Annotated in this window: 19 protein-coding genes; 14 read left to right on the forward strand and 5 right to left on the reverse strand. The window is 49.1% G+C overall.

Annotated elements, in window-relative coordinates; genetic code table 11:
- Window positions 1-306 precede the first annotated feature (306 nt).
- The 4 genes from argB to argH all read left to right on the forward strand — a co-directional run bounded on the left by argB (window position 307) and on the right by argH (window position 4,832).
- Window positions 307-1,101 (forward strand): acetylglutamate kinase, encoded by a 795-nt coding sequence (gene argB, locus A8O23_RS05050; RefSeq protein ID WP_066617583.1) that lies wholly within the window; start codon window positions 307-309, stop codon window positions 1,099-1,101.
- A gap of 308 nt (window positions 1,102-1,409) precedes the next feature.
- Entirely contained in the window at window positions 1,410-2,291 is an 882-nt protein-coding gene (proC, locus tag A8O23_RS05055) for a pyrroline-5-carboxylate reductase (RefSeq protein ID WP_239693345.1), read from the forward strand.
- A gap of 143 nt (window positions 2,292-2,434) precedes the next feature.
- Complete coding sequence (locus tag A8O23_RS05060; protein ID WP_066617586.1) at window positions 2,435-3,499, forward strand: M20 family metallo-hydrolase; 1,065 nt, start codon at window positions 2,435-2,437, stop codon at window positions 3,497-3,499.
- A gap of 1 nt (window position 3,500) precedes the next feature.
- Window positions 3,501-4,832, forward strand: a complete 1,332-nt coding sequence (gene argH, locus A8O23_RS05065; protein WP_066617587.1) for an argininosuccinate lyase — start codon at window positions 3,501-3,503, stop codon at window positions 4,830-4,832.
- A 295-nt stretch (window positions 4,833-5,127) separates the two neighbouring features.
- Here argH and A8O23_RS05070 read toward each other — a convergent pair whose 3' ends face one another.
- Window positions 5,128-6,486, reverse strand: coding sequence for a sodium:solute symporter family protein (locus A8O23_RS05070; protein ID WP_239693346.1), 1,359 nt, complete (start codon window positions 6,484-6,486; stop codon window positions 5,128-5,130).
- Window positions 6,487-6,730: 244 nt separating this feature from the next.
- On the opposite strand from A8O23_RS05070, the gene A8O23_RS05075 reads away from it, so the two are divergent.
- The 3 genes from A8O23_RS05075 (at window position 6,731) to A8O23_RS05085 (ending at window position 11,886) form a co-directional block, all read left to right on the forward strand.
- Window positions 6,731-8,317, forward strand: coding sequence for a T9SS type A sorting domain-containing protein (locus tag A8O23_RS05075; RefSeq protein ID WP_066617589.1), 1,587 nt, complete (start codon window positions 6,731-6,733; stop codon window positions 8,315-8,317).
- A 396-nt stretch (window positions 8,318-8,713) separates the two neighbouring features.
- Complete coding sequence (locus A8O23_RS05080) at window positions 8,714-9,118, forward strand: DUF983 domain-containing protein (protein WP_066617590.1); 405 nt, start codon at window positions 8,714-8,716, stop codon at window positions 9,116-9,118.
- Window positions 9,119-9,303: 185 nt separating this feature from the next.
- Complete coding sequence (locus A8O23_RS05085) at window positions 9,304-11,886, forward strand: T9SS type A sorting domain-containing protein (protein ID WP_066617595.1); 2,583 nt, start codon at window positions 9,304-9,306, stop codon at window positions 11,884-11,886.
- 33 nt (window positions 11,887-11,919) lie between these two features.
- Here A8O23_RS05085 and polX read toward each other — a convergent pair whose 3' ends face one another.
- Window positions 11,920-13,629: a DNA polymerase/3'-5' exonuclease PolX gene (polX, locus tag A8O23_RS05090; RefSeq protein WP_066617596.1), complete on the reverse strand. Its 1,710-nt coding sequence runs from the start codon at window positions 13,627-13,629 to the stop codon at window positions 11,920-11,922.
- Between the two features lie 278 nt (window positions 13,630-13,907).
- Between polX and A8O23_RS05095 the strand changes: the two genes are divergently transcribed.
- From A8O23_RS05095 to A8O23_RS05120, 6 genes are all read left to right on the forward strand, one after another.
- Entirely contained in the window at window positions 13,908-14,309 is a 402-nt protein-coding gene (locus tag A8O23_RS05095) for a hypothetical protein (protein WP_066617597.1), read from the forward strand.
- Between the two features lie 34 nt (window positions 14,310-14,343).
- Window positions 14,344-14,748: an EVE domain-containing protein gene (locus A8O23_RS05100; protein ID WP_066617598.1), complete on the forward strand. Its 405-nt coding sequence runs from the start codon at window positions 14,344-14,346 to the stop codon at window positions 14,746-14,748.
- 190 nt (window positions 14,749-14,938) lie between these two features.
- A complete protein-coding gene (locus A8O23_RS05105) occupies window positions 14,939-16,486 on the forward strand; it encodes a hypothetical protein (RefSeq protein ID WP_066617599.1) in 1,548 nt (515 codons plus the stop codon).
- Between the two features lie 49 nt (window positions 16,487-16,535).
- Window positions 16,536-17,096, forward strand: a complete 561-nt coding sequence (locus A8O23_RS05110) for a hypothetical protein (protein ID WP_153042079.1) — start codon at window positions 16,536-16,538, stop codon at window positions 17,094-17,096.
- Window positions 17,097-17,277: 181 nt separating this feature from the next.
- Window positions 17,278-17,844 carry a bifunctional pyr operon transcriptional regulator/uracil phosphoribosyltransferase PyrR gene (gene pyrR, locus A8O23_RS05115; RefSeq protein ID WP_066617603.1) on the forward strand — a complete coding sequence of 189 codons (567 nt, stop codon included), beginning with the start codon at window positions 17,278-17,280 and terminating at the stop codon, window positions 17,842-17,844.
- Complete coding sequence (locus A8O23_RS05120; protein WP_066617613.1) at window positions 17,831-18,754, forward strand: aspartate carbamoyltransferase catalytic subunit; 924 nt, start codon at window positions 17,831-17,833, stop codon at window positions 18,752-18,754. Before pyrR ends, A8O23_RS05120 begins: the two co-directional genes overlap by 14 nt.
- 105 nt (window positions 18,755-18,859) lie before the next feature.
- Here A8O23_RS05120 and A8O23_RS05125 read toward each other — a convergent pair whose 3' ends face one another.
- The 3 genes from A8O23_RS05125 to A8O23_RS05135 all read right to left on the reverse strand — a co-directional run bounded on the left by A8O23_RS05125 (window position 18,860) and on the right by A8O23_RS05135 (window position 22,521).
- Entirely contained in the window at window positions 18,860-19,489 is a 630-nt protein-coding gene (locus A8O23_RS05125) for a hypothetical protein (RefSeq protein WP_066617616.1), read from the reverse strand.
- Between the two features lie 83 nt (window positions 19,490-19,572).
- Entirely contained in the window at window positions 19,573-21,096 is a 1,524-nt protein-coding gene (locus A8O23_RS05130; RefSeq protein ID WP_153042080.1) for a TolC family protein, read from the reverse strand.
- Window positions 21,097-21,231: 135 nt separating this feature from the next.
- Window positions 21,232-22,521, reverse strand: a complete 1,290-nt coding sequence (locus tag A8O23_RS05135; RefSeq protein ID WP_066617618.1) for an aminopeptidase P N-terminal domain-containing protein — start codon at window positions 22,519-22,521, stop codon at window positions 21,232-21,234.
- A 244-nt stretch (window positions 22,522-22,765) separates the two neighbouring features.
- Between A8O23_RS05135 and A8O23_RS05140 the strand changes: the two genes are divergently transcribed.
- Window positions 22,766-24,253: a S8 family serine peptidase gene (locus tag A8O23_RS05140; RefSeq protein ID WP_161486695.1), complete on the forward strand. Its 1,488-nt coding sequence runs from the start codon at window positions 22,766-22,768 to the stop codon at window positions 24,251-24,253.
- Window positions 24,254-24,625 lie beyond the last annotated feature (372 nt).

Genomic DNA, 24,625 nt, shown 5'->3' on the forward strand with positions numbered 1-24,625 from the left:
GTGAGGTCTGGCTGATGGACCGCATATAGCTCTAATCATAAGTTTACCTCCTCATTGTCATCCTGAAAGGACCTTGTGGGCGAGCTAATTAAACAATTGCCTAACACAAATACTGTTTTCGCCCTGTTTTTGAGAAAATAAGCTAAAAACAAAAGTAAAGCTCTTAGCCACTGCCTTTCAAATTCGCCCACAAGGTCCTTTCAGGAGACAGAAGATAAGAAAGCCTTGTAGCTGTTTAGAATAAGAATAAAAGAATAAATCACGTGTCGTGCTACTTGATACGCGATACCTGATACGAACAAAAACATGCAGAAACTCAACATCATCAAAATAGGCGGCAACGTACTGGATAACCCGGCGCAGCTGGAGCAATTCCTGACGGATTTTGCGGCTGTGCCTGGCCCGAAGGTGCTGGTGCACGGCGGCGGCAAAATTGCCTCGGAACTGGGCAAACAGCTGGGAATTGAACCCAACATGGTCAACGGCCGCCGCATCACTGATGCTGATACTCTTCGCGTGGTGACCATGGTTTATGGTGGGTTGCTGAACAAGAACCTGGTGGCCCAACTGCAAGCCCGCGGTTGCAATGCCCTCGGCCTTACAGGTGCCGATGCCAATGTCATTCCCGCCCACAAGCGACCGGTGAAAGACGTTGATTACGGCTTCGTGGGCGATGTGGAAAGTCCTGACCAGGTGAATGTGAAGTTCTTAGCATCATTGGCCGAACAAGGAATTACCCCAGTGTTTGCAGCGCTCACGCACGATGGACAAGGCAGTCTACTTAACACCAACGCAGATACCATTGCCTCTACCCTGGCCGTGGCCTTGAGCCGCCAGTTTGAGGTGAATCTGATTTACTGTTTCGAGAAGAAAGGCGTACTGTTGGATGTGGAGGACGAAACCAGTGTGATTCACCATTTGCAGCCTGCCTACTACACTGAATTAAAAGACAAAGGAGCTATTTTTGCAGGTATGCTGCCGAAGCTGGACAACGCCTTCGCGGCGTTGGAGCAAGGCGTGAAGGCGGTGATTATTGGCGATGCGGCGGAGCTTCATGAAATCGCCGGAGGCGGAAAAGCGGGCACCAGGATAACGCTATAGCAAAAACTGGCGCGAGACTGAAGTTTCGTGACTTACGGTGGTGCGAGTCTCCAGACTCGCCGTGAACCAAGAGCAAATTACTAAAGTGGAGTCTGGAGACTCCAATCACCTTATGTCACGAGTCTGGAGACTCGCGCCAGAAAAAGCGTTAGGTTAGGACCTCGTTTTTAGCCTGACTTTTAGAAAACAGGCCGAAAACGCATGGACTGTGCGATGTTGAAAAACTTACAAGTTCAGTACCGCAGCCAGCGAATACTCAAAAGATCTCGTAGCGTCCAGCGGACCTGCGAGCGTCTCTGCCAGAAGCGTTGGTACCACAACAACAAAAGAAATACAGCCTCACCAAAGGCTACAACATACAGAATACCATGAGTGACCAATACAAGAAAATAGCCATTCTGGGCGGTGGCAACATGGGCATTGCGCTGGCGAAGGGCATGGTGGCCTCGGGCAAGTACCGCGCCGAAGACATTACCCTCACCCGCCGCAACACCAAAGCGCTGGCCCCGCTGGTGGAGCAAGGCTACCGCGCCTCCAGCAACAACGCCCTGGCGGTGGCCGAGGCCGATATCATTGTGCTCAGCATCTTGCCGCAGCAACTGGACAGCGTGCTGGACAACATCTCCGAGAGCATTGACCCTAGCCGCCATCTGTTCATTTCCATCGTGACGGGCGTGGCCGTGACCGACATCATTACCCGCATTGGCAAGGTGGTGGAAGTGGTGCGCGCCATGCCCAACACCGCCATCGCCATTCAGGAATCTATGACCTGTATTGCCAGCAAAAATGCCTCGGCGGAGAACATGGCCCTGGTGAAAGAAATCTTCTCGGCCGTGGGCGAGACCGTGGAAATTGAGGAAGAACTTATGTCTTCGGCTACCGCATTGGTGGCCTGTGGCATTGCTTTCTTTTTGCGGTCCATCCGCGCAGCGGCGCAGGGTGGCACCGAGATTGGTTTTCATGCGGGAGATGCGCTGCGTATGGCCGCTCAAACCGCCAAAGGTGCGGCTTCGCTGTTGCTTCACTTCGGCAGTCACCCAGAGAATGAAATTGACAAGGTAACTTCGCCCAAAGGCTGCACCATTGCGGGCTTGAACGAGATGGAGCACAATGGCTTCAGCTCTGCCATGATAAAAGGCATCAGGACCTCGGCCAATAAGGCGGAGAAATTGTACACTGACGAAAAGTAGAGACCAGGCATTGCCTTGTCTCTACCCGCATTGCTGTTTTGGTGCTGTTTTTCAGAAATGAAGCCCAAAACAGAAAATCAGAAGATGTAAACATCCCCCTGCCCCCTTCAAAGGGGGAGTATCGGGTAGCGTACCTTTAGTGCATGAACAACACCTTATACCAAGACGCCCTTTCGCTGTTGCAGCAACTCATCTCCATCCAATCCTTCAGCCGCGAAGAGGCTGGTACGGCAGAGGCGATTGCGCAGTTTCTGCAGGCGCGGGGCGTGGATATTCACCGTAAGGAGCACAACGTCTGGGCCTTCAACCAGCACTACAATCCTGCCTTGCCTACGGTGCTGTTGAACTCGCACCATGACACCGTGAAACCTCACCCCAGTTGGACCTTTGACCCGTTCACGCCCACCGTGCAAGGCGGCAAACTCATTGGTTTGGGCAGCAATGATGCGGGTGGTTGTTTAGTGGCTTTGATGGCTACGTTCCTGCATTTTTATGAGCGGCAGGATTTAACCTATAACCTGGTATTGGCGGCTACCGCCGAAGAAGAAATTTCGGGCATAAACGGCATTGAGCTGGTATACCCAGAACTAGGCTCGGTAGAATTTGCCATAGTAGGTGAGCCTACCCAAATGCACCTGGCCGTAGCCGAGAAAGGTTTGATGGTGCTGGACTGCGTGGCCCACGGCCAAGGCGGACACGCCGCCCGTGAGGAGGGCATCAACGCTATCTACGAGGCGCTGCCTGATATAGAGTGGTTCCGTACATTCCGCTTCCCGAAGGAGTCCAGCTTCTTGGGGCCTGTCAAAATGAGCGTGACCATCATTCAGGCAGGTTCGCAGCACAACGTGGTACCCGACCAATGCAAATTCACGGTAGATGTGCGCATGACCGATGCCTATCAGCCTGAGGAGGTGTTGAGCCTAATTCGGGAGCACGTCAAAAGCGAGGTGACACCACGGTCTACCCGCTTGCGGCCCTCCAGCATTGACCGAAACCACCCCATTGTGCAGTCGGGAATAAAGCTAGGCCGGAACCTGTACGGCTCCCCTACCACCTCAGACCAGGCTCTGTTGAATATTCCGTCGCTAAAAATTGGGCCCGGAGACTCGGCGCGGTCACATACCGCCAATGAATTTATTTATCTTTCAGAATTAGAAGAGGGCATTACCCTTTACATACAATTATTGACTCCTGTTATTACCGCTTAGCATGAAACTCTGGCAGAAAGAAACTTCCGTGGCGCAGAACGTTGAAAAATTCACCGTGGGCAAAGACGCCGAAATGGACTTACAGTTGGCTCCTTTTGACGTGCTGGGTTCCCTGGCGCACACGCGCATGCTGGAGAGCATTGGGCTGATGGAGCCGGAAGACCTGGCTGCCGTGCAGCGCGAGCTCAAGGAGATTTACAAAAGCATTGAGCGGGGTGAGTTTGAAATAGAGCCCGGCGTAGAAGACGTACACTCGCAGGTGGAGCTGTTGCTCACTCGTCGTTTAGGTGAGGCCGGGAAAAAAATCCACAGTGGCCGCTCCCGCAACGACCAGGTGCTGGTAGACCTCAAACTTTTCATCCGGCATGAAATCAGGCAGACCGTGGAGGCCGTGCACACGCTGTTCACCACTCTGCAGGAACTAAGCGAGAAGAACAAAGACATCTTGTTGCCTGGTTACACGCATCTTCAGGTAGCCATGCCTTCATCTTTCGGTTTATGGTTTGGCGCTTATGCTGAGAGCTTGGTAGACGACCTGCAAATTCTGAAAGCCGCCTACAAAATCAGCAACAAGAACCCACTTGGCTCGGCGGCTGGTTACGGTAGCTCTTTCCCGCTTAACCGCCAGATGACCACGGATTTGCTGGGCTTCGAGGCGCTGAACTATAACGTGGTGTACGCCCAGATGGGCCGCGGTAAAACCGAGCGCAGCGTAAGCATGGGCCTGGCCTCCATTGCCAGCACCCTCGGCCGCATGGCCATGGATGTGTGCCTGTACATGAGCCAGAACTTCGCCTTCGTGACGCTGCCCGACGAACTGACCACCGGTTCCAGCATTATGCCGCATAAGAAAAACCCCGACGTGTTTGAAATCATGCGCGGCAAATGCAACCGCCTGCAAGCGCTTCCCACGGAAATTCAGATGCTCCTGGGCAACCTGCCCTCCGGCTACCACCGCGAACTACAATTGCTCAAAGAAAGCTTCTTCCCCGCCTTCACCGAAATCAGGAACTGCCTGGAGATGATGACCTTCATGCTGCCGCACCTGAAGCTGAATTCAGACATCCTGAAAGACGAGAAATACCAGTACCTCTTCAGCGTGGAAGTAGTGAACAATCAGGTACTCAGTGGCGTGCCATTCCGGGACGCGTACAAGAACGTGGGGCTGGCTATTGAGAAAGGAGAGTTTGAGCGCCCCGAGAAAGTGCACCACACGCACGAAGGCAGCATTGGGAATTTATGTACTGCGGAGATAAAAGGCCTGATGGACGAGGTGCTGAACGGGTTTCAGTTTGAAAAAGTAGACAAGGCGATTGCTGAGTTGCTAGCGTAGCGTTTTAAGATTGTTTTCAGAAAAACAGACCGAAAACGCAGTAGCCCTCACAGGTTTTGAAAGCCTGTGAGGGCTTTTTTATTTTACAAGTTGTGCGTAGAATTAGCGCAAGCGCTCTACGAACCATTATGTAAGTCAATCTCCTGATTGGCTTTACCAACTTTGTAGAAATCTAAAATAAATAACCCAACCGCTACTGGTACAAACACTCGCAGGTCTGGAAGACACTGCGAGGTCTTTTTAGCTGGTGATTTCTATTTTGGGCCTGCTTTCCGGAAAATAAGCCTAAAACAGCTTAGTGGTCAACCTTCAATTCGCTCTCTTGAGAACAGAACATCCCTAATCCCACCAAATACCCCAGCATACTCCCTCCCAGCCCATACCATAGCGGCTCCACCTCCGTGCCCAGTACTTTACAAACCAACCAAACGCCCATACCCAGCACCATAGACAAAATAGCGGCTCCCGCCGAAGTCTTCTTGAAATAGATTCCAACTACCAGCGGCACCAGCAAACTCACCAGGCTCAGCGCCGACGACTCGCTCACCAGCTCGTGGATATTACTTCTGGACAAAGCAAACCCGAGAGAAATGACCGCTACCACAAGCACGCTCGAACGGGACAGGGCCAATAGCTTTTTGTCATTCATTTCTTTGAGCAGCGGCCGCAACAGGTTCTCGCTTAAAATAGAAGCCGGAGCCAAAATAGCCCCGCTGGCGGTACTCACAATAGCTGAAATAAGCGCCCCGAAGAAAAGAACTTTCACCACTAAAGGACTAGTACCTAAAATGAGACTGGGCACCAGCATCTGGGCATCTTTGGCGGCCAGGTCCGGGTGCAGTACTTTGGCGTAGATAGCTAGCACCAATGGCAACAGTGCCACCGTCACATACAGAAACGCCGCCAGCAAAGAAGCCCGCACTGCCACCTTCTCAGATTTGGCCGACATAACCCGCTGAAACACATCCTGTTGCGGAATAGAGCCTAGCCCAATGGTCATCCAAAGAGCCAGATAGTTGAGCCAGCCAGAGAAAGAAGCCCCTTCCTTTGGCGTGATCCGGTAGAAATCATCTGGCAAGGTGGCGGTTACTTCGGCTAAAGGTTTCTCGCGCATAACCCACCAAGTTACTACCAACAGCCCCAGAATAATCATGATGGTCTGCAGGTAGTCCGTCACGCTCACGCTCCACATACCCCCGAAGTACGTGTACAGCACCACCAGCACGCTTCCTATCACCACCCCTTGCAGCAGTGTAGTGCCCAACAGTAAATTGAAAGCAATACCCAACGCTACCATTTGCGCCGCCACCCAACCAAAGTAAGACACTACCAAACAAACCGACGCCACCAGTTCAGCCGACCGACCAAATTTGACCCGGTAATAATCGCCGAAGGTGAGTAGGTTCATGAGGTACAGCTTTCTGGCGAAGAACAGACCCACCAGCACCAGGCAGAGTGCCGCACCTAATGGGTCTTCCACCATGCCTATCAAACCTTCCTCGGCTACTTCAGCACTAGCCCCTAAAATAGTTTCTGAGCCAAACCAAGTAGCAAACACTACAGCAGTGGCCATAGGCAACGGCAAAGACCGGCCGGCTAGCATAAAATCTGAGGTGTTTTGCACCCGCCGAGCAGCCCAAAGTCCAATAAACACGTTTAAAATCAAGTACAGCAGAACAAAAAAAAATGAGCATATGCAAGAAGGGTGCTGTTATGAGTCTGTTGGCATAGGTAAAAGTTGGCTGCAAATTAGCACAATTCAAGTTTGCTACCTCTTGGCAATCTGCTTACTCATTCCGCCCCTTTTCAACTGCTTGTGTGTCATTAGAAAAATTTATACCTTACCATCTCATAATCAAACTATTGCAAATAATATTTTACCCTAAATTATATCCCCTATGGCAGCCATACCTCCACCCCTAAGGAAATTACTCTACCTGTTACCTTGTTTGACGCTGTTGCTGGCATTGAATTTCCAAAATGCGCAGGCCACCCATTTAAGGGCGGGTAATATCTACTACCACAGTGACACCACGGCAAATCAAAACCTTAACAGAATCTTCTTTAAGATTGTGCTTTACACTGCTACAGGTGGATTTTATGAGAACCGGGCTACCCTTTACTTTGGAGACTGTAGCTCTGCTTCTTCCTCCGCGGCAACCTCGTCCATAGTACCTGGTACGAATGGGGAAATCACGGCCATAGTGTATTATTTTGACCATACGTACAGCGGATCCGGTACATATACCGCCACTTTTGAAAGCCAGAACCGAAACGGAGGAATACTAAATCTTGTAAATTCAGTTCAACAATCTTTCTTGATTCAGTCTACCTTTACTATTGACCCGTTCATTGGTCATAACCGTTCACCTGTTTTCCAAACGCCTTTGGTCACTACGGCCAGCCGAAACCAAGTTTTTTATCACCTTCCGGGAGGTTATGATGCCGATGGCGACAGTTTGTCCTACAAGGTGGTTCCGGTAAAAACAAGAGGCGGCACCTCTAGCTGCGGTAACCCGCTGGCAGAAACAGGTGGTGGCTACCAGGGTTTAGAAAATTTTCTAGGCAATGCTGCTCCAGATGCCCCTGCTGGATTCCGGATGGACCACAACACAGGATTCATCTCCTGGAATACTCCTGGCTCATTGGGTCAATATGCCTTAGCGTATGAGGTAGAAGAATGGCGGGACCAAAGGCTGATAGGTAAAGTACAGCGGGACATACAAGTTATGGCACATGACAATGCCTTCAACGCAAACTCTATGGCAGGAGTAGATCAAACCACCTGCCCCGGCACCCCATTCACCATAGGGCGAACCCCAGAAGCGGGGCATGCCTACCAGTGGTTTCCTACCACCGGATTGTCAGACCCCACCATAGCCAACCCCACGTTAACCCTTTCTTCAACCGCTTCCAGCGCCCAAAAAGTCAATTACATTTTATGGGTCACCAAAAACGATGCCTCTACCCCTTCTATGGATGCAGTGGAAATAACGGTGCTGCCTTCTCCGCCCCCACTTGCCATAAGCAAAATCTCTGATCATACACTTCAGGCAACCGGTTCAGGCATGACCTATGAATGGCGGAAAGACGGGGAAATTCTACCTGGAGAGACAGGCGCGCAGTTGAATGCGCGGGCATCGGGTAACTACTCAGTGCGCGGCAAAATAGGCACAGGCTGCTTTTCTCCCTGGTCACAGGATTTTGCTTATCAGGTAGTAACAGCACTGCCCGAAGAAGAAGGCATTGCTTTCAGTCTTGCTCCCAACCCAGCTACCGCCACCTTTGTGTTGAGATCCTCGGCCACCGCCCAGGTACAGCACGCGAAACTGGTAAACCTGCAAGGGCAGCAGATGCTTATTCAGGCTCCGCAAAAGTCAGCTGACGGCTGGGTATTTCAGGTAAATCATTTGCCCCGCGGGCTGTATTTGCTGCACCTTAAAACAGACAAAGGTCCTTTTGTGCAGAGAGTGGTGATTCAGTAATCTTCTCCTTCTTATTTTTGAGCTGATTTTCTAAAAACAGGCCTAAAACACAAGTCAGCCACAACCAATCATGAACCAACATTTGTAGAAAGAAAAAGGGAGCTGGCTAAAAACCTGCTCCCTTTTTACATGTGTCACAGCTTGAATTTGCTTAGTTGAAATCTGCGGCAGTTACGCATTAATATAGTTTAAGCCCCACAGGTTCAAAAAACTTGTGAGGCTTTGCCGTTTTAGGCCTGTTTTTCCAAAACTAGGCTTAAAACACATTCATGTAATGTTTTCACTTAATTGTGTAAAAACGGAAGGTGCAGACTATTTACCTTTGCCTGTTCCCCAGGATGACCATCTTTAGAACAAGAATTTACGTTTCACCTTTTAGGCAAAACCACAGAAACCATGCTTGGAAAAGGCTCAAAACTATACAGCATTTGTAAATTGAAATGCCCCCGGTGCCACGAAGGTGACCTGTTTGTGAATAACAGCCTGCTGGGGTACCGCAAAATGTCGCAGATGCTGGACCACTGCCCCGTGTGCAAGCAGATTTACGAGCCTGAACCCGGTTACTACTACGGCGCCATGTTTGTGAGCTACGGCCTCACCACCGGACCAACCCTGGCCATTGTTTGGCTCATGATGCTTTTCTCAGAGGAAGTGACTGTTCTGATGTTTATCGGAGCGTTGGTCTTGTCTTTGTTGCTGTTTCTGCCTGCTATCTTCAAGCTTTCCCGAGCTATTTGGATTAATATTTTTGTAAGCTATGACCCTGAGGCGGCAAAGAATCCGCAGGCCCGGGGGCATTAAGTAAAGAGGCAATTATCAAATTAATTCCGTAAAACTTCAGGAACGGCTTAAACACTTAACAAGCTGTTAATAAATAGATTATACACTTGTACAACAAGTAATAAGATTGTAGCTTTGAAGTAGGCACAAATTGCATGTAGGAACCTCCTCCGGCATCATTATTATTCCTAATCAAGGCTCTAATCATGCTTACTACCTCATTCCGTAACCTTCAGAAACAATTGATGCTGGCAATTTGGCTTTTGGCCAGCATGGGTTGCCTGAATAACGTACAGGCACAGCAAGCCGGCAGCCTAGATACAAGTTTTGAACCCATAGAGGTGGAAGATGGCTTTGGAAAGGGCGCGAATCAAGAGGTGTTAACTATTACGGCACAATCAGACGGCAAAATTTTGATTGGTGGCAAATTCACCTCCTACAACGGAACTCCCCGCAGTTACATAGCCCGGCTTACCCCAGAAGGCTCAATAGACCCTGACTTTAACCCTGGTGCCGGAGCGAATGGATTTGTGAATACGGTAATTGTGCAGCCAGATGGTAAAATACTGGTTGGCGGGGATTTCACCTCCTACAACGGCACGGTCCGCAACCGCATAGCCCGACTCAACGCCGACGGATCCCTAGACACCGATTTTAACCCCGGAATCGGCGCAGATGCCGCGGTCCGGACCATGGTGTTACAGCCAGATGGTAAAATAATTATTGGCGGGGAGTTCACCTCCTACAACGGCACGCCTCGCGGAAGAATTGCGCGACTCAACGCCGACGGGTCCTTGGACACCGAGTTCAACCCTGGGACGGGCGCAGATGCCTCGATCCGAGCAATGGTGATGCAATCTGACGGGAAAATACTTATTGGCGGGGACTTCACTTCCTACCATGGTACGCTTCGCGGCAGAATAGCCCGGCTCAATACTGACGGGTCCTTGGACACCGGCTTCAACCCCGGCACCGGCGCGAATGGCATAGTTCATGCGATCGCGATTCATACTGACGGAAAAATACTCATTGGCGGGGATTTCACCTTTTACAATGGATTAGCCCGCAGATATTTGGCTCGACTTAATCTAAACGGCTCCTTAGATCACTTCATCCCTGAAGTAAATAAACCTGTTAATTGCATTGCAGTGCAAACAGACAGTAAAATCTTGATTGGCGGAAGAGAAGTCTTTAGTAGTTCCAACGGCGCTTTATACAGTTACCTTGCCCGTCTTACTGCAACCGGCTCTTTAGATTCTAGTTTTAATACTAGAATAGGCGCAAACGGATCAGTGCAAGCTGTATTGGTTCAGCCCGACGGTAAAGTTTTGATAGCTGGTGGCTTCACATCCTATAACAATATTAGTCGTAACTACGCCACCCGCCTATTAACCAATGGCTCCTTAGACATTGACTTCAATATAGGCTCCGGCGCGAATAGCCAAATCAATACTGTAGCCCTACAGCCTGACGGAAAGGTTCTGATCGGTGGCGACTTTACCTTTTTTAACAAAACAGCCCTTAACCGCATCGCCCGCCTCCACGCAGACGGCACTTTAGATACTAGTTTCAATCCAGGAACCGGCGCTAATGGCCAGATCTTGACCATGGCGGTTCAGCCCGATGGAAAAATCTTGATTGGTGGGGAATTTACCACTTATAATGGTAAGGCTTGTAAGCATATTGCTCGTTTACACGCTGATGGCACTTTGGATACAGAATTCAATCCCGGAACTGGTCCAACAGCGCCTGTTCTTGCTATATCGCCGCTGCCTAACGGCAAGATGTATATTGCAGGATCCTTTAACTCTTTCAATGGGACAACCCGCAACTGTATTGCCCGCCTTAACTCTGATGGTTCTCTTGATACCAGCTTTGAGGACGGCTCTACCACTATTATAGGCACTATTTACGCTATTGCCGTGCAACCTGATGGGCAGGTGCTAATTGGAGGCCATGTGATGGGCAATTTTTCCACTAATAACTTTTCGAGAGGGAATTCACTTCTCCGCCTAAGCGCCGATGGCCTTTTAGATAGAGAGTATAAGGTTGGGATTGATGGTACTGTAAAAGCATTAGCGTTGCAACCCGACGGGAAACTCCTTGTCGGCGGAGGAATCTCTCTCTTTGATAGATCCATTATCCTTAAAGGAATTACGCGCCTTAACGCAAACGGAACTTTAGATACAGACTTTAACTCAATCCATAGCACTAGCAATACCGCTCTTAAACATGTTCTAGCTATTAAGTTGCAACCTGATGGCAGAATACTTGTAGGCGGAGACTTTTCTTTATTTAATGGTAACGCCCGCAATCATATTACCCGCCTTAATCCTGACGGATCTATAGACATGGGCTTTGACCCTGGTGATGGTGCCAATGGACCTGTCTATGGCTTGGCGTTGCAGCCAGACGACAAGGTACTTATTGCTGGATACTTTACTTCATTTGATGGTGTAGAACGCAATCGCATTGCCAGAGTCTTTGCAGGGAAATCATCTATCCCTACGGGTATAGGTGAATTAAAACAAGTGGACAATCTAACTGTCTACCCAAACCCTGCTTCTGAAGAATTTCTGAGTATAAAATATACAGGAGCAAAGGCCAGAAACGTAGACATAACCCTTACTGATGCCCTTGGCCAGTGGGTGCTGAGCAAATCTTTTCCTGTTGCTAATGGCAACATTCAAGCGGTGCTTCGCACCTCACAATTGCCTGCAGGGGTTTACTTTCTGAAAATTTCTGATTCCGGCATGACCATAGTTCGAAAGGTAATAATTCAGAAATAACAATTGAATTGCTGAAACTGCCAGAAGCACTGGTTAAATTCCCTTTGCCTTCTTCCGCTCCGCAAAATACGCCGCTACTTCCTCCCTACTTTTAGCATTAAATGTCATCTCGGCTGTCAATCCGCCTTTGCGGCCTACTAGCACGCCGTAGCGCATATCTTCGTAGCCGCGCATGCTGTGGGCATCTGGGTTTATGCTGAGAAGTACGTTTTGGCTGAGGGCGTACTCTACCCAGCGCCAGTCTAAGTCTAAGCGCCAGGGGTTGGCGTTAATTTCTATGATTACCTGATGCTCAGCGCAGGCGTCTATCACGGCTTTGTGGTCGATGGGGTAGCCCTCACGGCGCAGGAGCAGGCGGCCAGTGGGGTGGCCCAGCATGGTGGTGTAAGGGTTCTGAATGGCGGTGATGAGCCGGTCAGTGGCTTTCACAATGTCCATTTTAAGGTTACTATGAATGGAAGCCACAATGAAATCAAAACTTGCCAGTACTTCAGAATCATAATCTAATGAGCCGTCGGCCAGTATATCAGATTCTATGCCCTTAAAGATGCGGAAAGGTGCCAGTTGCTGGTTCAGCCGGTCTATTTCTTTGTGCTGTTCTTTGACCCTAAACTCTTGCAGTCCGTTGGCATAATAGGCTGATTTGGAGTGGTCGCAGATGCCCAGGTATTCGTAACCCAACTGCTGACAGTGCACCGCCATTTGCTCCAGGCTGTGGGCGCCGTCTGAATAGGTGCTGTGGTTGTGCACGGTTCCTTTCAGGTCTTGGTCAATCAGTAACTGAGGCATCTTGTTTTCTTTGGCCAATTCCAACACGCGCGCGCTCTCACGCAGCTCGGGCGCCACAAACGGCAAATGCAGCCTGCTAAAAATCTCTTCCTCATTTGCGGCAGGCTCACCGTAGGCCTCGGCCATGAGCGTGTCACCATTGTCGTTTACTGGCAGCGAGAGCCAATGCGGATTGGCTGAGTACAGCAGCACCTGGTTTGCGAACCGGCGTTCCGGCACCAGCCGCACCTCCAGCTTCACCCCCGACTCCTGCAGTTGGCCCCGCCATACAAACGGCCCGGAAAGGTTCTCCAACGAAGTTATGCCTGGCAGTTCATTCAGGAAGGCAGGCCAGTTGCTGTCATCGTTCAGGCTGATTAAAAACTGCAGCGTGTCTACCGTCTCCAAGTAGCGTCTTATATCACCCACCACTTCAGCTTGGGCTGTTTCCGGCCTGTTTTTCAGAAAAGAGAGCAAATCCAGTGCTAGTGGTTCGGCCTCAGCCCAAAGGAGTTTGCCTTTATTCGCCTCGGTGTATTGCAGCCCCTCCAGAATAGTCTGCTGCGTCTTCGCCCCAAACCCTTTCAGTTTGGAAATCTCATTTTTCTCGCAGGCTTCGCGCAGCCCTTCAATGGTCTCAACGCCCAGATCTTTCCAGATGGTTTTGATTTTTTTAGGGCCAATGCCCTTAATGTTCAGCATCTGCACCACCCCCTCAGGCGTGGTTTCCAGCAGACGGGTTAAATCTGCGTATGAGCCAGTTTGCACAGCTTCCAATATTTTGGCGGCCATGCCCTTGCCTATGCCATCCAGCTTCTCCAGCTGGCTCTGGCTCATCTGGTGAATAGGAGATTCAATCCGTTCCAGCACCATAATGGCACTGGTATAGGACCTGATCTTAAAAGGATTCTCCTCATGCAGCTCCATCAAAGAAGCCGTTAGACGAAACATACGGATGAGCTCTTTATTCTCCACAGGGCAAAGTTAGCAGTTATCAGTGAACAGTTATCAGTAAACGGTAACCAGTGAACAATTATCAGCAAACAGTGAAAAATAACCAAGGATGGGAACAAGAATATACTGCTTTTCAGGATGAAAAACTGGTTTGTTACTTCCGTCTTCTTCTTTATCAGCAACAGCAAGCAACTAATTTTTCACTGATTACTGGTAACTGGTAACTGTTCACTGGTAACTGTTTATTATCTTGTGCCTAGATTGCGGTTGAGTGAATGCAGCAGTAATCTCACACTAGCATGAAAAACCTTTCTTCCGTTCTTGTGCTGTTGGCCTTGGGGCTGATGGCTTCGAAATGTGGCAACCGGCTGAATGTACCCGAAACGGTGTACGGGCAAACGTGGCTTTATTCGTATGAAGAAGACTCCGCCGATGTACGTACCTACCGGCCCAATACATTCGACTTTCCGCCTAGCCGGGGCAGAACAGGCTTTATGCTGTTGAAAGACGGTAACTTTATCCGCTACGGCATTGCCCCCGCCGACGGGTTGGAAGAACAGCCCGGTAAATGGGAGTCTCAGGGCAAGAAGCAAATCCGCATTCAATTCAATAACCAAAAACACAAACCTGAGGAAATAGAGATACTTTTGGCCGAGCCTGAGGTAATGAAAATCCGACGGAAAACCACCACCGAGCAGTAAGTCACATTGCTGCTCCTTTACTTACTTTCAAATTATGAACTACTGGCTAGTAAAAACTGAACCTGAAAAATACGCTTGGTCTGATTTAGAGCGCGACGGGCAAACCACTTGGGACGGCGTCCGTAACTTTCAGGCCCGCAATAACCTACAGCAGATGGCCGAAGGAGACTTGGTCTTGTATTACCATAGCGTATCAGACAAATGTATAGTGGGTGTGGCCAAAGTAGCCAAAGCCGCCTACCCAGACCCTACCTCTGATGACCCACGCTGGCTGGCGGTAACGCTGGCACCTGAAAAAGCATTTGCCAAGCCAGTTACTCTAGAGCAGATCAAGAAAGAAGAAAGACTCCAGAACATTGCGCTGCTACGCCAGTCAAGGCTTTCGGTCATGCCGCTCAGCCCAGAGGAGTTTGACATATTGTTAGGCATGGGGAATTAACCTTAGGTGCAGACAGACAACTTCTGCACTACCTACCAAGGCTACCTCATGGCTGTTTCTCTAGCTGCGGTAAGCAACAGAAGGCATTGCTTACCGCACTTGCAATACTGGTACCACGGAAAAGATTATGGATTTTAGGCAGGTTTGTTTTATCTTATAGCAAACCAGCCTGTTAACATACCCTCACCATATGCCCTTGTCGTACAGAAATATCTATTATTGGTGTCTGCTTTTAAGTTGTTGGGGAGCATTTTCCTGCGCATCGGCTAATAAAAACAAGTCTTCAGAAATAGCGAAGACCCCTGCGCCCGCCCAAACCTACCGGGCGGAAGTTGAAAGCAATTCTTTTGATGATGAGCATTGGGTACACCCGCTACCTGATAGTTCTTTGCTGCTGGTTAGCCTCAAGCGCAGCTCCTGGTTTTCCAAGGCTCCCTTCATCATCACCAAATATGACAAGCAGCTAAAACAAGTCCTGCGTGTAGAGCACGAGCAGAAAAGCGGCAGCAACTTGTACAAAATAGCCTCAGACCGTAACAAAGCATACCTACTTTTCGCCCCGCGTGACCCCAAAAGACTGCAACTCTACCAGGTAGACCTTTCAAACGGCAGCTATGTGTATTCAGAGCATGTCATGCCCTCCTCTAATTTCAACATAAAAGAAATGAAAGTGCTGCAGGGGCAAATTTTCCTGTATGCCTTAGAGCACATCAAGCTGAACATGCTGCTGCTAGACCCCAGCAAAGAAGAATTGCGTCAGTTGCCCGCCGTATTTGGTCTGGAAGATGACTTGGGAGAGTTTAGGGTGGACACCATTTCCAATGCGGTTGAATTTGTAGTGGCTGAGTCAAACGGGTGGCGGTCTAGGTTGCAAACCAAGCGCATGAACGCCAGTGGCGACGTAATAGGCACGTATTTTCTGCAGCCCAACATGCAGTACCGCGATGACAACACTCTGCAAATCGCTCGCCTTACTCCTGGTGACACTCTTCAAAAATTACTGATTGGCACATATGGTTACCGAACCTCTATGTTTGCCCGCGGTTTGTTCAGCAGCGATTTAACCGGCAACATCAAATACTATGATTTTAGCCAGCTGGAATACTTTTTTGAATACACCAGTCCTAGAAGGCAACGTAAAATGAAGGCAAAATTTGCCCGCCAAGAGGCAAAAGGCAAGCCATTGGTATTGCGCTACCGGCTGCTGTTACACCCTATCATGCCTCACCCACTGGGATATGCCATTGTAGGTGAGGTGTATTACCCGCAGTACCGCAGCTACCAATACACCACCGCCAGCGGTAACCCTAATTTCGGCAACGGCCCTCATACCCGCCAGATTTATGATGGTTTCAGGTTTACCCACGCCATTGCCTGTGTGTTTGACCGCCAGGGCAACCTGCTTTGGGATAATTCTTTCAGGTTAAGCAATGCCACCTACCCCGAATTAGCCCCTACCGTAGAAGCCGGCATTACACCCAATGGTGACATTACCCTGGTGTACCCTAAAGAAGAGCACCTCCACTATAAAACACTTAAACCGGGCACCTCACTTTCAAATGAAGAGAATGTACCTATAAAGCTGAAGGAAGAAACAGAGAAACTAGTAAGTTCTGACCAAGAGGGCATTGTGCAATGGTACGGCAGCCATTTCATATCCTTCGGGTTTCAGCGCATACGGCCGGCAGACGGCTCTGCCCGCTCGGTCTTCTTTTTGCAGGAAGTTGTGTACGAGTAAAAGGTGTTTGCGGAATTTCGCTTTCAGACAGGTTCAATAAAATGAATGAATGTTCACATTGATCCACTTCCTTTTTATGCTGCTCAAAATAGCGGTGCTAGCAACAGCTTATGCTACCCTTACATTTCTTATACTCTACCTACTAAGTAAGGCTACTTCAATTAAGCTCTTCCAGAAATGGAGGACTAAGAAATTTTACACATGGTTGCCGATTGGGTTTACCTACTCAATTGGGCTTCTCATCTTTTCTTTCACCTACTGGGGAAACCATGGGCTTGGCGACTCCAGCAGAATACCTGTGGGGCATGGGCAAGCCATCTATAACAGTGACGGCGCGTTTACCTACTTGTACCCAGACAAAAAAAAGACTTCTTACCAGCTGCAGTTCCTTACCTTCACAGTAAGCCAGAACAAGCTGTCTGCGGAAAAAGAAGATGGAAGATATGTAGTCTTTGACCTCAAAACCTCAGAACTAAAAGAATTTGAAAGCCAGGCTACTTACAACCAATATGCCCTAAGCAACAGCTTACCAGGTTCAAATGAATTCAAAGATTTCATCAGTCACTATCATGACTATTGGAAAGGTTGGAGGTTTTATCTGTTACCTTGATTCAACCTTCAGAACCCTTATTGATCGTGAAAGAGCATAAGCAATAGGCTGCTTTGAGGCTATTTTCAGGAAAACAGCCCCAAAACAGGAAAGCTGTTTCCCAACTTTTTACTAAAACGAAAGACGAATAACGAGCAACAGATAACGAATTACCCCTATCTTTGCCCAAAAGCCAAAGGCCATGCACAAACGCCTTATTGTTCCGCACGCCCTGTTCCAGATCATGATTCAGCGGCTGGCGCACCAGTTGATTGAAACGCACCGCGATTTTTCTGATTCCGTTATTTTAGGCTTACAGCCCCGCGGTATTTATGTTGCCGACCGTCTGCAGCAAACGCTGCAGAAGATTCTGGGCGTTTCGGTTCAGACGGGCTACCTAGATATCACATTCCACCGTGACGATTTCCGCCGTCGCCCCGCTCCGCTGGCCCCTAATGCCACTAAAGTTGATTTCTCATTAGAAGGCAAACGGGTTATTCTGGTAGACGATGTGCTGTACACCGGCCGTTCCGTGAGAGCCGCCCTGGATGCCATGATCTCCTACGGCCGCCCAGCCCAGGTGGAACTGCTGGTGCTGATAGACCGCCAATTCACCCGCGATTTGCCTATTGAGGCTACCTACGTAGGGCAGCGTGTAGACTCGCTGCACTCGCAGCGCGTGGAAGTAACCTGGCAAGGTGCCGAATCTCCGGAAGACGTTATTTGGCTTTTAACCCCTGAACAAGACAAATCTCATGCAACAGCTTAGCGTCCGCCACCTGCTGGGCATCAAAGACATTACCCCGCAAGACATACAGCTTATTTTTGAAACAGCGGATCAATTTAAAGAGGTGTTAAGCCGCCCTATTAAGAAGGTGCCTTCGCTGCGCGATGTGACTATTGCCAACGTCTTCTTCGAGAATTCCACCCGCACCCGCCTCTCCTTTGAGCTGGCGGAGAAAAGGCTGTCTGCAGACGTGATCAATTTCTCGGCCTCGGGCAGTTCGGTCAAAAAAGGCGAAACGCTGCTAGACACGGTCAACAACATTCTGGCCATGAAGGTAGACATGATTGTCATGCGCCACAGCAGCCCCGGCGCGCCGCACTTTCTGTCCAGAAAAATAAAAGCCAACATTGTGAACGCCGGCGACGGCACCCATGAACACCCTACCCAAGCTTTACTAGATGCTTTCTCCATCAGGGAAAAACTGGGCGATGTAGGCGGAAAGAAAATAGCGATCATTGGTGACATCACCCATTCCAGAGTGGCATTGTCTAACATTTTCGCGCTGCAGAAATTAGGTGCTGAAGTGGCCGTTTGCGGCCCTCCTACCCTGTTGCCCAAGCACATTGGCGGGCTGGGCGTGAAAGTATTCTGGAACGTGCGCGAGGCGCTGCAATGGTGCGATGTAGCCAACGTGCTCCGTATTCAGCTGGAGCGCCAGCAGGGCAAGTTGTTCCCGTCTTTACGCGAGTACGCTATGTACTTTGGCATCAACAAGAAAATGCTGGATGAGCTGAACAAAGAAATAGTGCTCATGCACCCTGGCCCTATCAACCGCGGTGTGGAACTTACCTCAGACGCTGCCGACTCTCACCACTCCATCATTCTGGATCAGGTAGAAAACGGTGTAGCTATAAGAATGGCCGTGTTGTATTTATTGGCCGGAAGAGCGTAGGGAAATAATAGGAATAAGATAAAAGAAGAGCCTGTTTTAGGGCCGGTTTTCCAAAACCAGCCCTAAAACAGGCTCTTCTTTTATACACCAATAGTTATACTAGATTCACTTATTCAAGTAAGGCTCTACCTCCTGTAGTGTAAAGCTAACTGATGTTCCATTCACAGATAAGCAGGCAGTAGGAAGACCAAACTCCACATGGAAAACGAGTTGCCCAGCCTCAAACTCAAGCCTTAACTCATCCATTGGAAAATCATGAAATGGTTCTGCCCCCTCAAAGCATTCTTTAGATTCCGGATCAGATGACAGCTTCAGATAATCTGCTTTTATCTGTTGGTTTATATGTTTGAGCAATTTCTCTTGTTTCTGGTTGAAGAGCGCTGAATTTGAAATTTCTATGTATTTACCCTTCTCAAATCTGTAAAGACCATTTTCATAACTGTAGCGACCGTTGAAATCAGGTGTGCCAGTACTTATAGTTCTGTAATTACCGTAAGTACATGTTTTAATGATGATGGGGTCTTCAGATTCAGGATTCTTTTCCTCTTTCTCTTCACAGGTTACCGTAAAACCAGATGGTTTGAAGACACCTTTATCCTGCCTTTCTGCTGCAGGTGTCTTTACCTCAACAACAGAAGAAGCAGTTTCTTTGGATGTTATGCTAGCCTCTGTAGGTGCAGACTGGCTTTCTCCGCAGAATGAAAAAAGGAGTGATGACGCTAGCGCAAATAACACTTTCTGAAAATGCTTCGTTTCAATTAGAAAAGGAAATTAACTATCCAAAAGCTTGCATAACCCAAAGTTGTATTTGCTCTAACCTAAAAAGGCAGCGGCATGGTAAGCGGCTCTTTCATTTCGAAATCATAGAGGGTTTGCAGCCGCACGTTATAGTAGGCATCCCAGAAGTTGCGGAGGTTGCTTACGTAACTGCGGCGAGCTGAGTCGCGCTCAGTGGCGGCTTGGTTCAGTTCCAGAACACCAATTTTACCGGCTAAATAGCGGTCTTTGGCTCCCAAGTAACGTCTTTCTGCCAAACCATTGGCCTGTTGGGCAATTTTCATCTGCTCGCGCAGCATCTTGAAACGTTTTACTTGCAAGTACACATCCTGCTCAAAACTCACGCGCTGCTGCTCTAGGTTACCGGTAACCAATTTGTGGTTGGCTCGGGCTGTTCCTCTTCTGGACTTGTTTCGGCCCCAGTCTAGCAACGGAATACTCAGCCCCAAATTAACCCGCTGCTGTGAGGATGGGTTTTCATAAACGGGCACAAGATCTCCAGCTTGCTGCGCTAAACCATATTGTAAAAATAAATCAGCGTTAATGCCGGTACTGGCTTCGGCCCAATCCAGATTTCGCTCGGCATCTAGCCTCTCTCGTTCTAAGGTGATCATTCTTGCCCTGTTTTCGCGGGCCTGTACCAGAGCCACTTCCTCGTCTATTTCAAACTGCGGAATTTGGTCTGGAATGATGAGTCTGATAGGATAGGTATCGGTAAAGCCAAGATAGGTTTTCAGGCGCAAAGTACTTATTTCAATATCAAGCTTTGCCTGTTCTAAACTCTGTCTGGAAGTAAGCAAACTGAGTTCCAGCTGCAGTAACTCATTCACGCTGATTTTGGCATCATAAAACCTGGCCTGCGCTAACTTGAAAAGGGTGTCATTGTTGGCTACATTCTTCTGGGCAATTTCATAGCTAATTTGGCTTTGCAACTGAGAGAAGTATAAGTCAGTGGCCCTGATGGCAATCCGCTCCATCTCTTCCCAAAAATAGCGCTTGGCTTCTTCAAAACGCAGTGGTTCAATTCTTCTGTCCCACTTTAACCCGTTGTGGTTAAAAATTGGCTGACGGTAGGTGATCACCACAGGGTTTGAGGCATAGGAATACCCGTTGGGATTATCAATCCTTGTCAGTTTTGAATCAATGGCAATGGTTCCCCCGGTAAGCCCAATGTTTTGTTTCAGCTCTAGGTGACCAGCAGAAACCGCTGACTGTGTTCTAACAAATCTTTGCTCACCAGTATTCTGATCTAAAATTTGGCTGTAGTCATTAACATAAGAGGGTACTGTTGCATAAAGCGCCAACTGGGGCAGATAGTTACTTTTGTACGTCTGGTACTGCCAAGTTCTGTTCTCTAATTGCGTGAGGGCCTGTTGATAATTAGGCGACTGCTCACGCGCCATTTTGATAACTTCCTCTAAGGTAAGCCTAACCGTTTGCGGATCTTCCTCCTCTTCTGGCAAAGGCACTTTCTGTTCCTGACCTTGCGCCACGGCAGCTACAAGAAACAAAACTAGCACCAATCCCCACTTCTCTGCACACCTGATTATCGCTCTTGGTTTCACTGTACTCTAACTCTAAAATATTAATTTACTGATAGTCTTTTTGGTCAAATCTCCTTCTTGCTACAAAAGTTTCAGGTTGTTTTGGAGCTGATTTCAGGAAAACAGCTCCAAAACGCGGAAATACACTTTTTTGGGTTAACCCCGCATTTCGCGCTCAATATCTTCTACTTCCAACGGAATATTTTCCATTAAATCTACCGGTCCGTTGTGCGTGATCAGGATGTCGTTCTCCAGCCGTATGCCCAGGCCTTCTTCTCTGATGTAAATGCCCGGCTCACAGGTAAATACCATGCCTTCTTCAAACGGACGGTACTTGTCGCCTACGTCGTGCACGTCTAAGCCCAGGAAGTGGGAGGTGCCGTGCGGGAAGTATTTTTTGTATAGCGGCGCGGCAGGGTCCTGGTTTTTCACGTCTGCCTCTGAGAGCAAGTCCAGCTTGATCAGTTCGTGTTCCATTACTTTGCCCACAAACTTGTGGTACTGGTCAAGGGTGTTACCCGGCACCAGCATCTGCTTGGCGGTTTTCATGACGTGCAGCACGGCGTTGTACACCTTGGCCTGGCGATTGGTGAATTTGCCGTTTACCGGAATAGAGCGGGTAAGGTCAGCGGCGTAGTTGGCGTACTCTGCCCCGAAGTCCATGAGCAGCACATCGCCGTCTTTGCATTCTCTGAAGTTGTCTACATAATGCAGAATGCAGGCATTTTCGCCGGAGGCGATAATAGAACCGTAGGCCGGTCCGCGCGAGCGGTTACGAAGGAATTCATGACTGATCTCGGCCTCAATCTCATATTCCATCACGCCCGGCTTCACGAATTTGAGAATACGGCGGAAGGCTTTTTCTGTGATGTCACAGGCGCGGCGCATGAGCTCAATCTCACGCGGATGCTTGATGGAGCGCAGGTAATGCAGGTATTGGGTGCTGCGGCAGTAATTGTGCAGCGGGTATTTCTCCTTCATCTTTTTGATGAAGCGGGCATCGCGGGTTTCTACCTCAATAACGGCGCGCAGGTGCTCGTTTGAGTTGAGGTACACGTTTTCTACGTAAGGCATGAGCGAGCTCAGAATACTTTCAAACTCGTGCGTCCAGAAGATGGTTTGTATACCAGACGCTTCACGGGCTTGCTCTTTGGTGAGTTTGTAGCCTTCCCAGGTTAGAATGTGGTCGTTGGTTTCGCGCACGAACAGAATCTCCTTCAGGCGCTCCTCGCGGGCATCGGGGAAAAGAACCAGAACGCTTTCTTCCTGATCAATGCCGCTGAGCCACAGCAGATCACTGTTCTGCCGGAACGGCATGGTGCCGTCGGCGTTGGTAGGCATTACGTCATTGGAGTTGAAGATGGCCAGCGACTGCGGCTTGAGGTAAGAAACAAACTTCTCACGGTTATGGATGTAGAGTTCTTTTCCGATAGACTCGTACTTCATGGCGGTAGGATATGTTGGTCTTTTCCGATTAAGTTACTGTTTCAGAGCTGTTTTTTTCAAAACAAATCGAAAACAGATATTATTTTGGAAGCTTAAATGTATGACATAAAATTATAATTTGCAGACTTAACCCGTTTCTATCTACCTGTCTGGCGTGTGCGTTTGTAGAAAGCTGCTTCTTTTTTCTCTGTTATTTTTCAGCCTCTTTTCTTCGTTACAAACCGAGGCGCAAAGCCGGTATTGGGTGGTTTTTAAAGAAAAACCTGTTTCAGAGCAGCCACAGTTGGTGAGCGCTCATACGCAGCAGAATAGACAGAAACTTGATTTGCCTCTCTTCCACTTTTCTGACGCTCCGGTTTCCAGCGCCTATCTTGACAGCTTGAAATCTCTTACCATCAAAATAAAGACTGTTTCAAAATGGCTGAATGCCGCTGCCGTAGAGGCCACTGCGCACCAAATTTCTTTGCTTCAGCGCCTGACCTTTGTGCAGGAGGTACATCCTATTAACGGCTACCTTACGGCCAGTAGTACCTCAGCCCCCGCTTCTTTTAAACCTGCTTACGTCAGCAAAGCCATCAATCAGATAAAACCGCAGGCGCTTTTTGAGGCTGGCCTTACCGGCAAAGGCGTGAAAATTGGAGTGATAGATGCCGGTTTTTATGGCGCGCCGCAGAAGGCTGGGTTGGCACCGATTTTTGAATCTGGCAGGGAGACGGCCTTCCGGGACTATGTCAACCCAGACCAGCAGCACCCTTACACAGTGCGCGAAAGCAACTTAGATTACCACGGTACCGATGTACTGCTCCTGATTGGCGGGTATGACCCCACCCTGAATTTGCTCACCGGCTTAGCGCCCGAAGCCACCTATTACCTGGCCCGCACCGATCACGGAAAACGTGAAAACCGGATGGAGGAAGAAAATTTCATTAAGGCGCTGGAGTGGATGGACAGCCTGGGCGTGCGCTTGGTGAACTCCAGCTTAGGCTACGCCACCGGCTATGATGACCCTAAAGAGAACTACCGCCCCGACCAAATGGATGGCTCTTCTATGATTGCCCGCGCCGTGCAAACCGCCATTGAGGAAAAAGGCATGACTATTATTCTATCAGCGGGCAACGATGGCGCCAAACAGAGCTGGCAAATCATTGGCACCCCCGCCGATGCGCCCGGCACCATTGCCGTTGGCTCCTCTGATTTTAAAACGTGGACGAAGCAAGGCTACAGCGGCGTGGGTCCTGCTTTTCTGCCTTACCTCAAACCCGATTTAGTTTGCTTTTCGGCAAACGGCACCTCGTTTTCAGCACCCATCATCACAGGTTTAGCAGCTTGCCTTTTGCAATTCAAGCCTGAGCTTACCAATGAAGAACTTACTAACATTCTGCGCCAAAGTGGACACCTGTACCCCTACGGAAATAACTTTGTAGGCTACGGCGTGCCCAACGCTCAGCAAGCACTTTGGTTAGCTCAGGATTCTTTAGCAGCTACAGTATCTATGCCCTTAAAGCCATTGCTGGTTACCGGCAGCAAGCTCAAGTACAAAGCCGCCGCTAACCGTGCTGCTATGCAATATAACGGCGGCATTGTTCTCTTCCGGAAACGCTCGCCAACACAGGTCATCAGGCAAGAGAAACGCTCCACCCGCGCCCGAAGAATAAAACTTAAACGCTTGCCAAATGAAACCCATACTACTTTGCAGATTGGGCCTGAGGTGGTGGAGTTAGTGTGGCAGTAGATCTAACCACTCTTTTGAAGAGAAGGAATTTGATGCACCCATTTCCCGCCTGTTTTCCTGAAATCAGCTTCAAAACGCATTAACGGAGTTCCTTCTCCCTGAGGGAGAAGGTTAGGATGAGGGGGAAGCACGGTTCAAATAGCAGTAGAAGTAGCAGTGCTTTAGCGAAAATGGCTGACAGGCTCTCTTGATGTATAGGCTGTTGCTTCGTAGCCACCGCTGCCCCCTCACCCTAGCCCTCTCCCCAAGGGAGAGGGAACTTCTGTAATACGTTCCCAAATTGTTTTTGGTAGAAACCAGCGAGTAGCTGTAAAAAAGACCTCACAGGTTTTGAAAACCTGTGAGGTCTGAACGGTCATTCAGGCAAAGAAT

This window comes from Rufibacter roseus (assembly GCF_001647285.1).
Lineage (GTDB): Bacteria > Bacteroidota > Bacteroidia > Cytophagales > Hymenobacteraceae > Nibribacter > Nibribacter roseus.

Bases quoted from the DNA above. Each gene is read 5' to 3' on its own strand.
- argB (WP_066617583.1), top strand. From the start codon at position 307: ATGCAGAAACTCAACATCATCAAAATAGGCGGCAACGTACTGGATAAC.
- A8O23_RS05060 (WP_066617586.1), top strand. From the start codon at position 2,435: ATGAACAACACCTTATACCAAGACGCCCTTTCGCTGTTGCAGCAACTC.
- argH (WP_066617587.1), top strand. From the start codon at position 3,501: ATGAAACTCTGGCAGAAAGAAACTTCCGTGGCGCAGAACGTTGAAAAA.
- A8O23_RS05075 (WP_066617589.1), top strand. From the start codon at position 6,731: ATGGCAGCCATACCTCCACCCCTAAGGAAATTACTCTACCTGTTACCT.
- A8O23_RS05080 (WP_066617590.1), top strand. From the start codon at position 8,714: ATGCTTGGAAAAGGCTCAAAACTATACAGCATTTGTAAATTGAAATGC.
- A8O23_RS05085 (WP_066617595.1), top strand. From the start codon at position 9,304: ATGCTTACTACCTCATTCCGTAACCTTCAGAAACAATTGATGCTGGCA.
- A8O23_RS05095 (WP_066617597.1), top strand. From the start codon at position 13,908: ATGAAAAACCTTTCTTCCGTTCTTGTGCTGTTGGCCTTGGGGCTGATG.
- A8O23_RS05100 (WP_066617598.1), top strand. From the start codon at position 14,344: ATGAACTACTGGCTAGTAAAAACTGAACCTGAAAAATACGCTTGGTCT.
- A8O23_RS05105 (WP_066617599.1), top strand. From the start codon at position 14,939: ATGCCCTTGTCGTACAGAAATATCTATTATTGGTGTCTGCTTTTAAGT.
- A8O23_RS05110 (WP_153042079.1), top strand. From the start codon at position 16,536: ATGTTCACATTGATCCACTTCCTTTTTATGCTGCTCAAAATAGCGGTG.
- pyrR (WP_066617603.1), top strand. From the start codon at position 17,278: ATGCACAAACGCCTTATTGTTCCGCACGCCCTGTTCCAGATCATGATT.
- A8O23_RS05120 (WP_066617613.1), top strand. From the start codon at position 17,831: ATGCAACAGCTTAGCGTCCGCCACCTGCTGGGCATCAAAGACATTACC.
- A8O23_RS05135 (WP_066617618.1), bottom strand. From the start codon at position 22,521: ATGAAGTACGAGTCTATCGGAAAAGAACTCTACATCCATAACCGTGAG.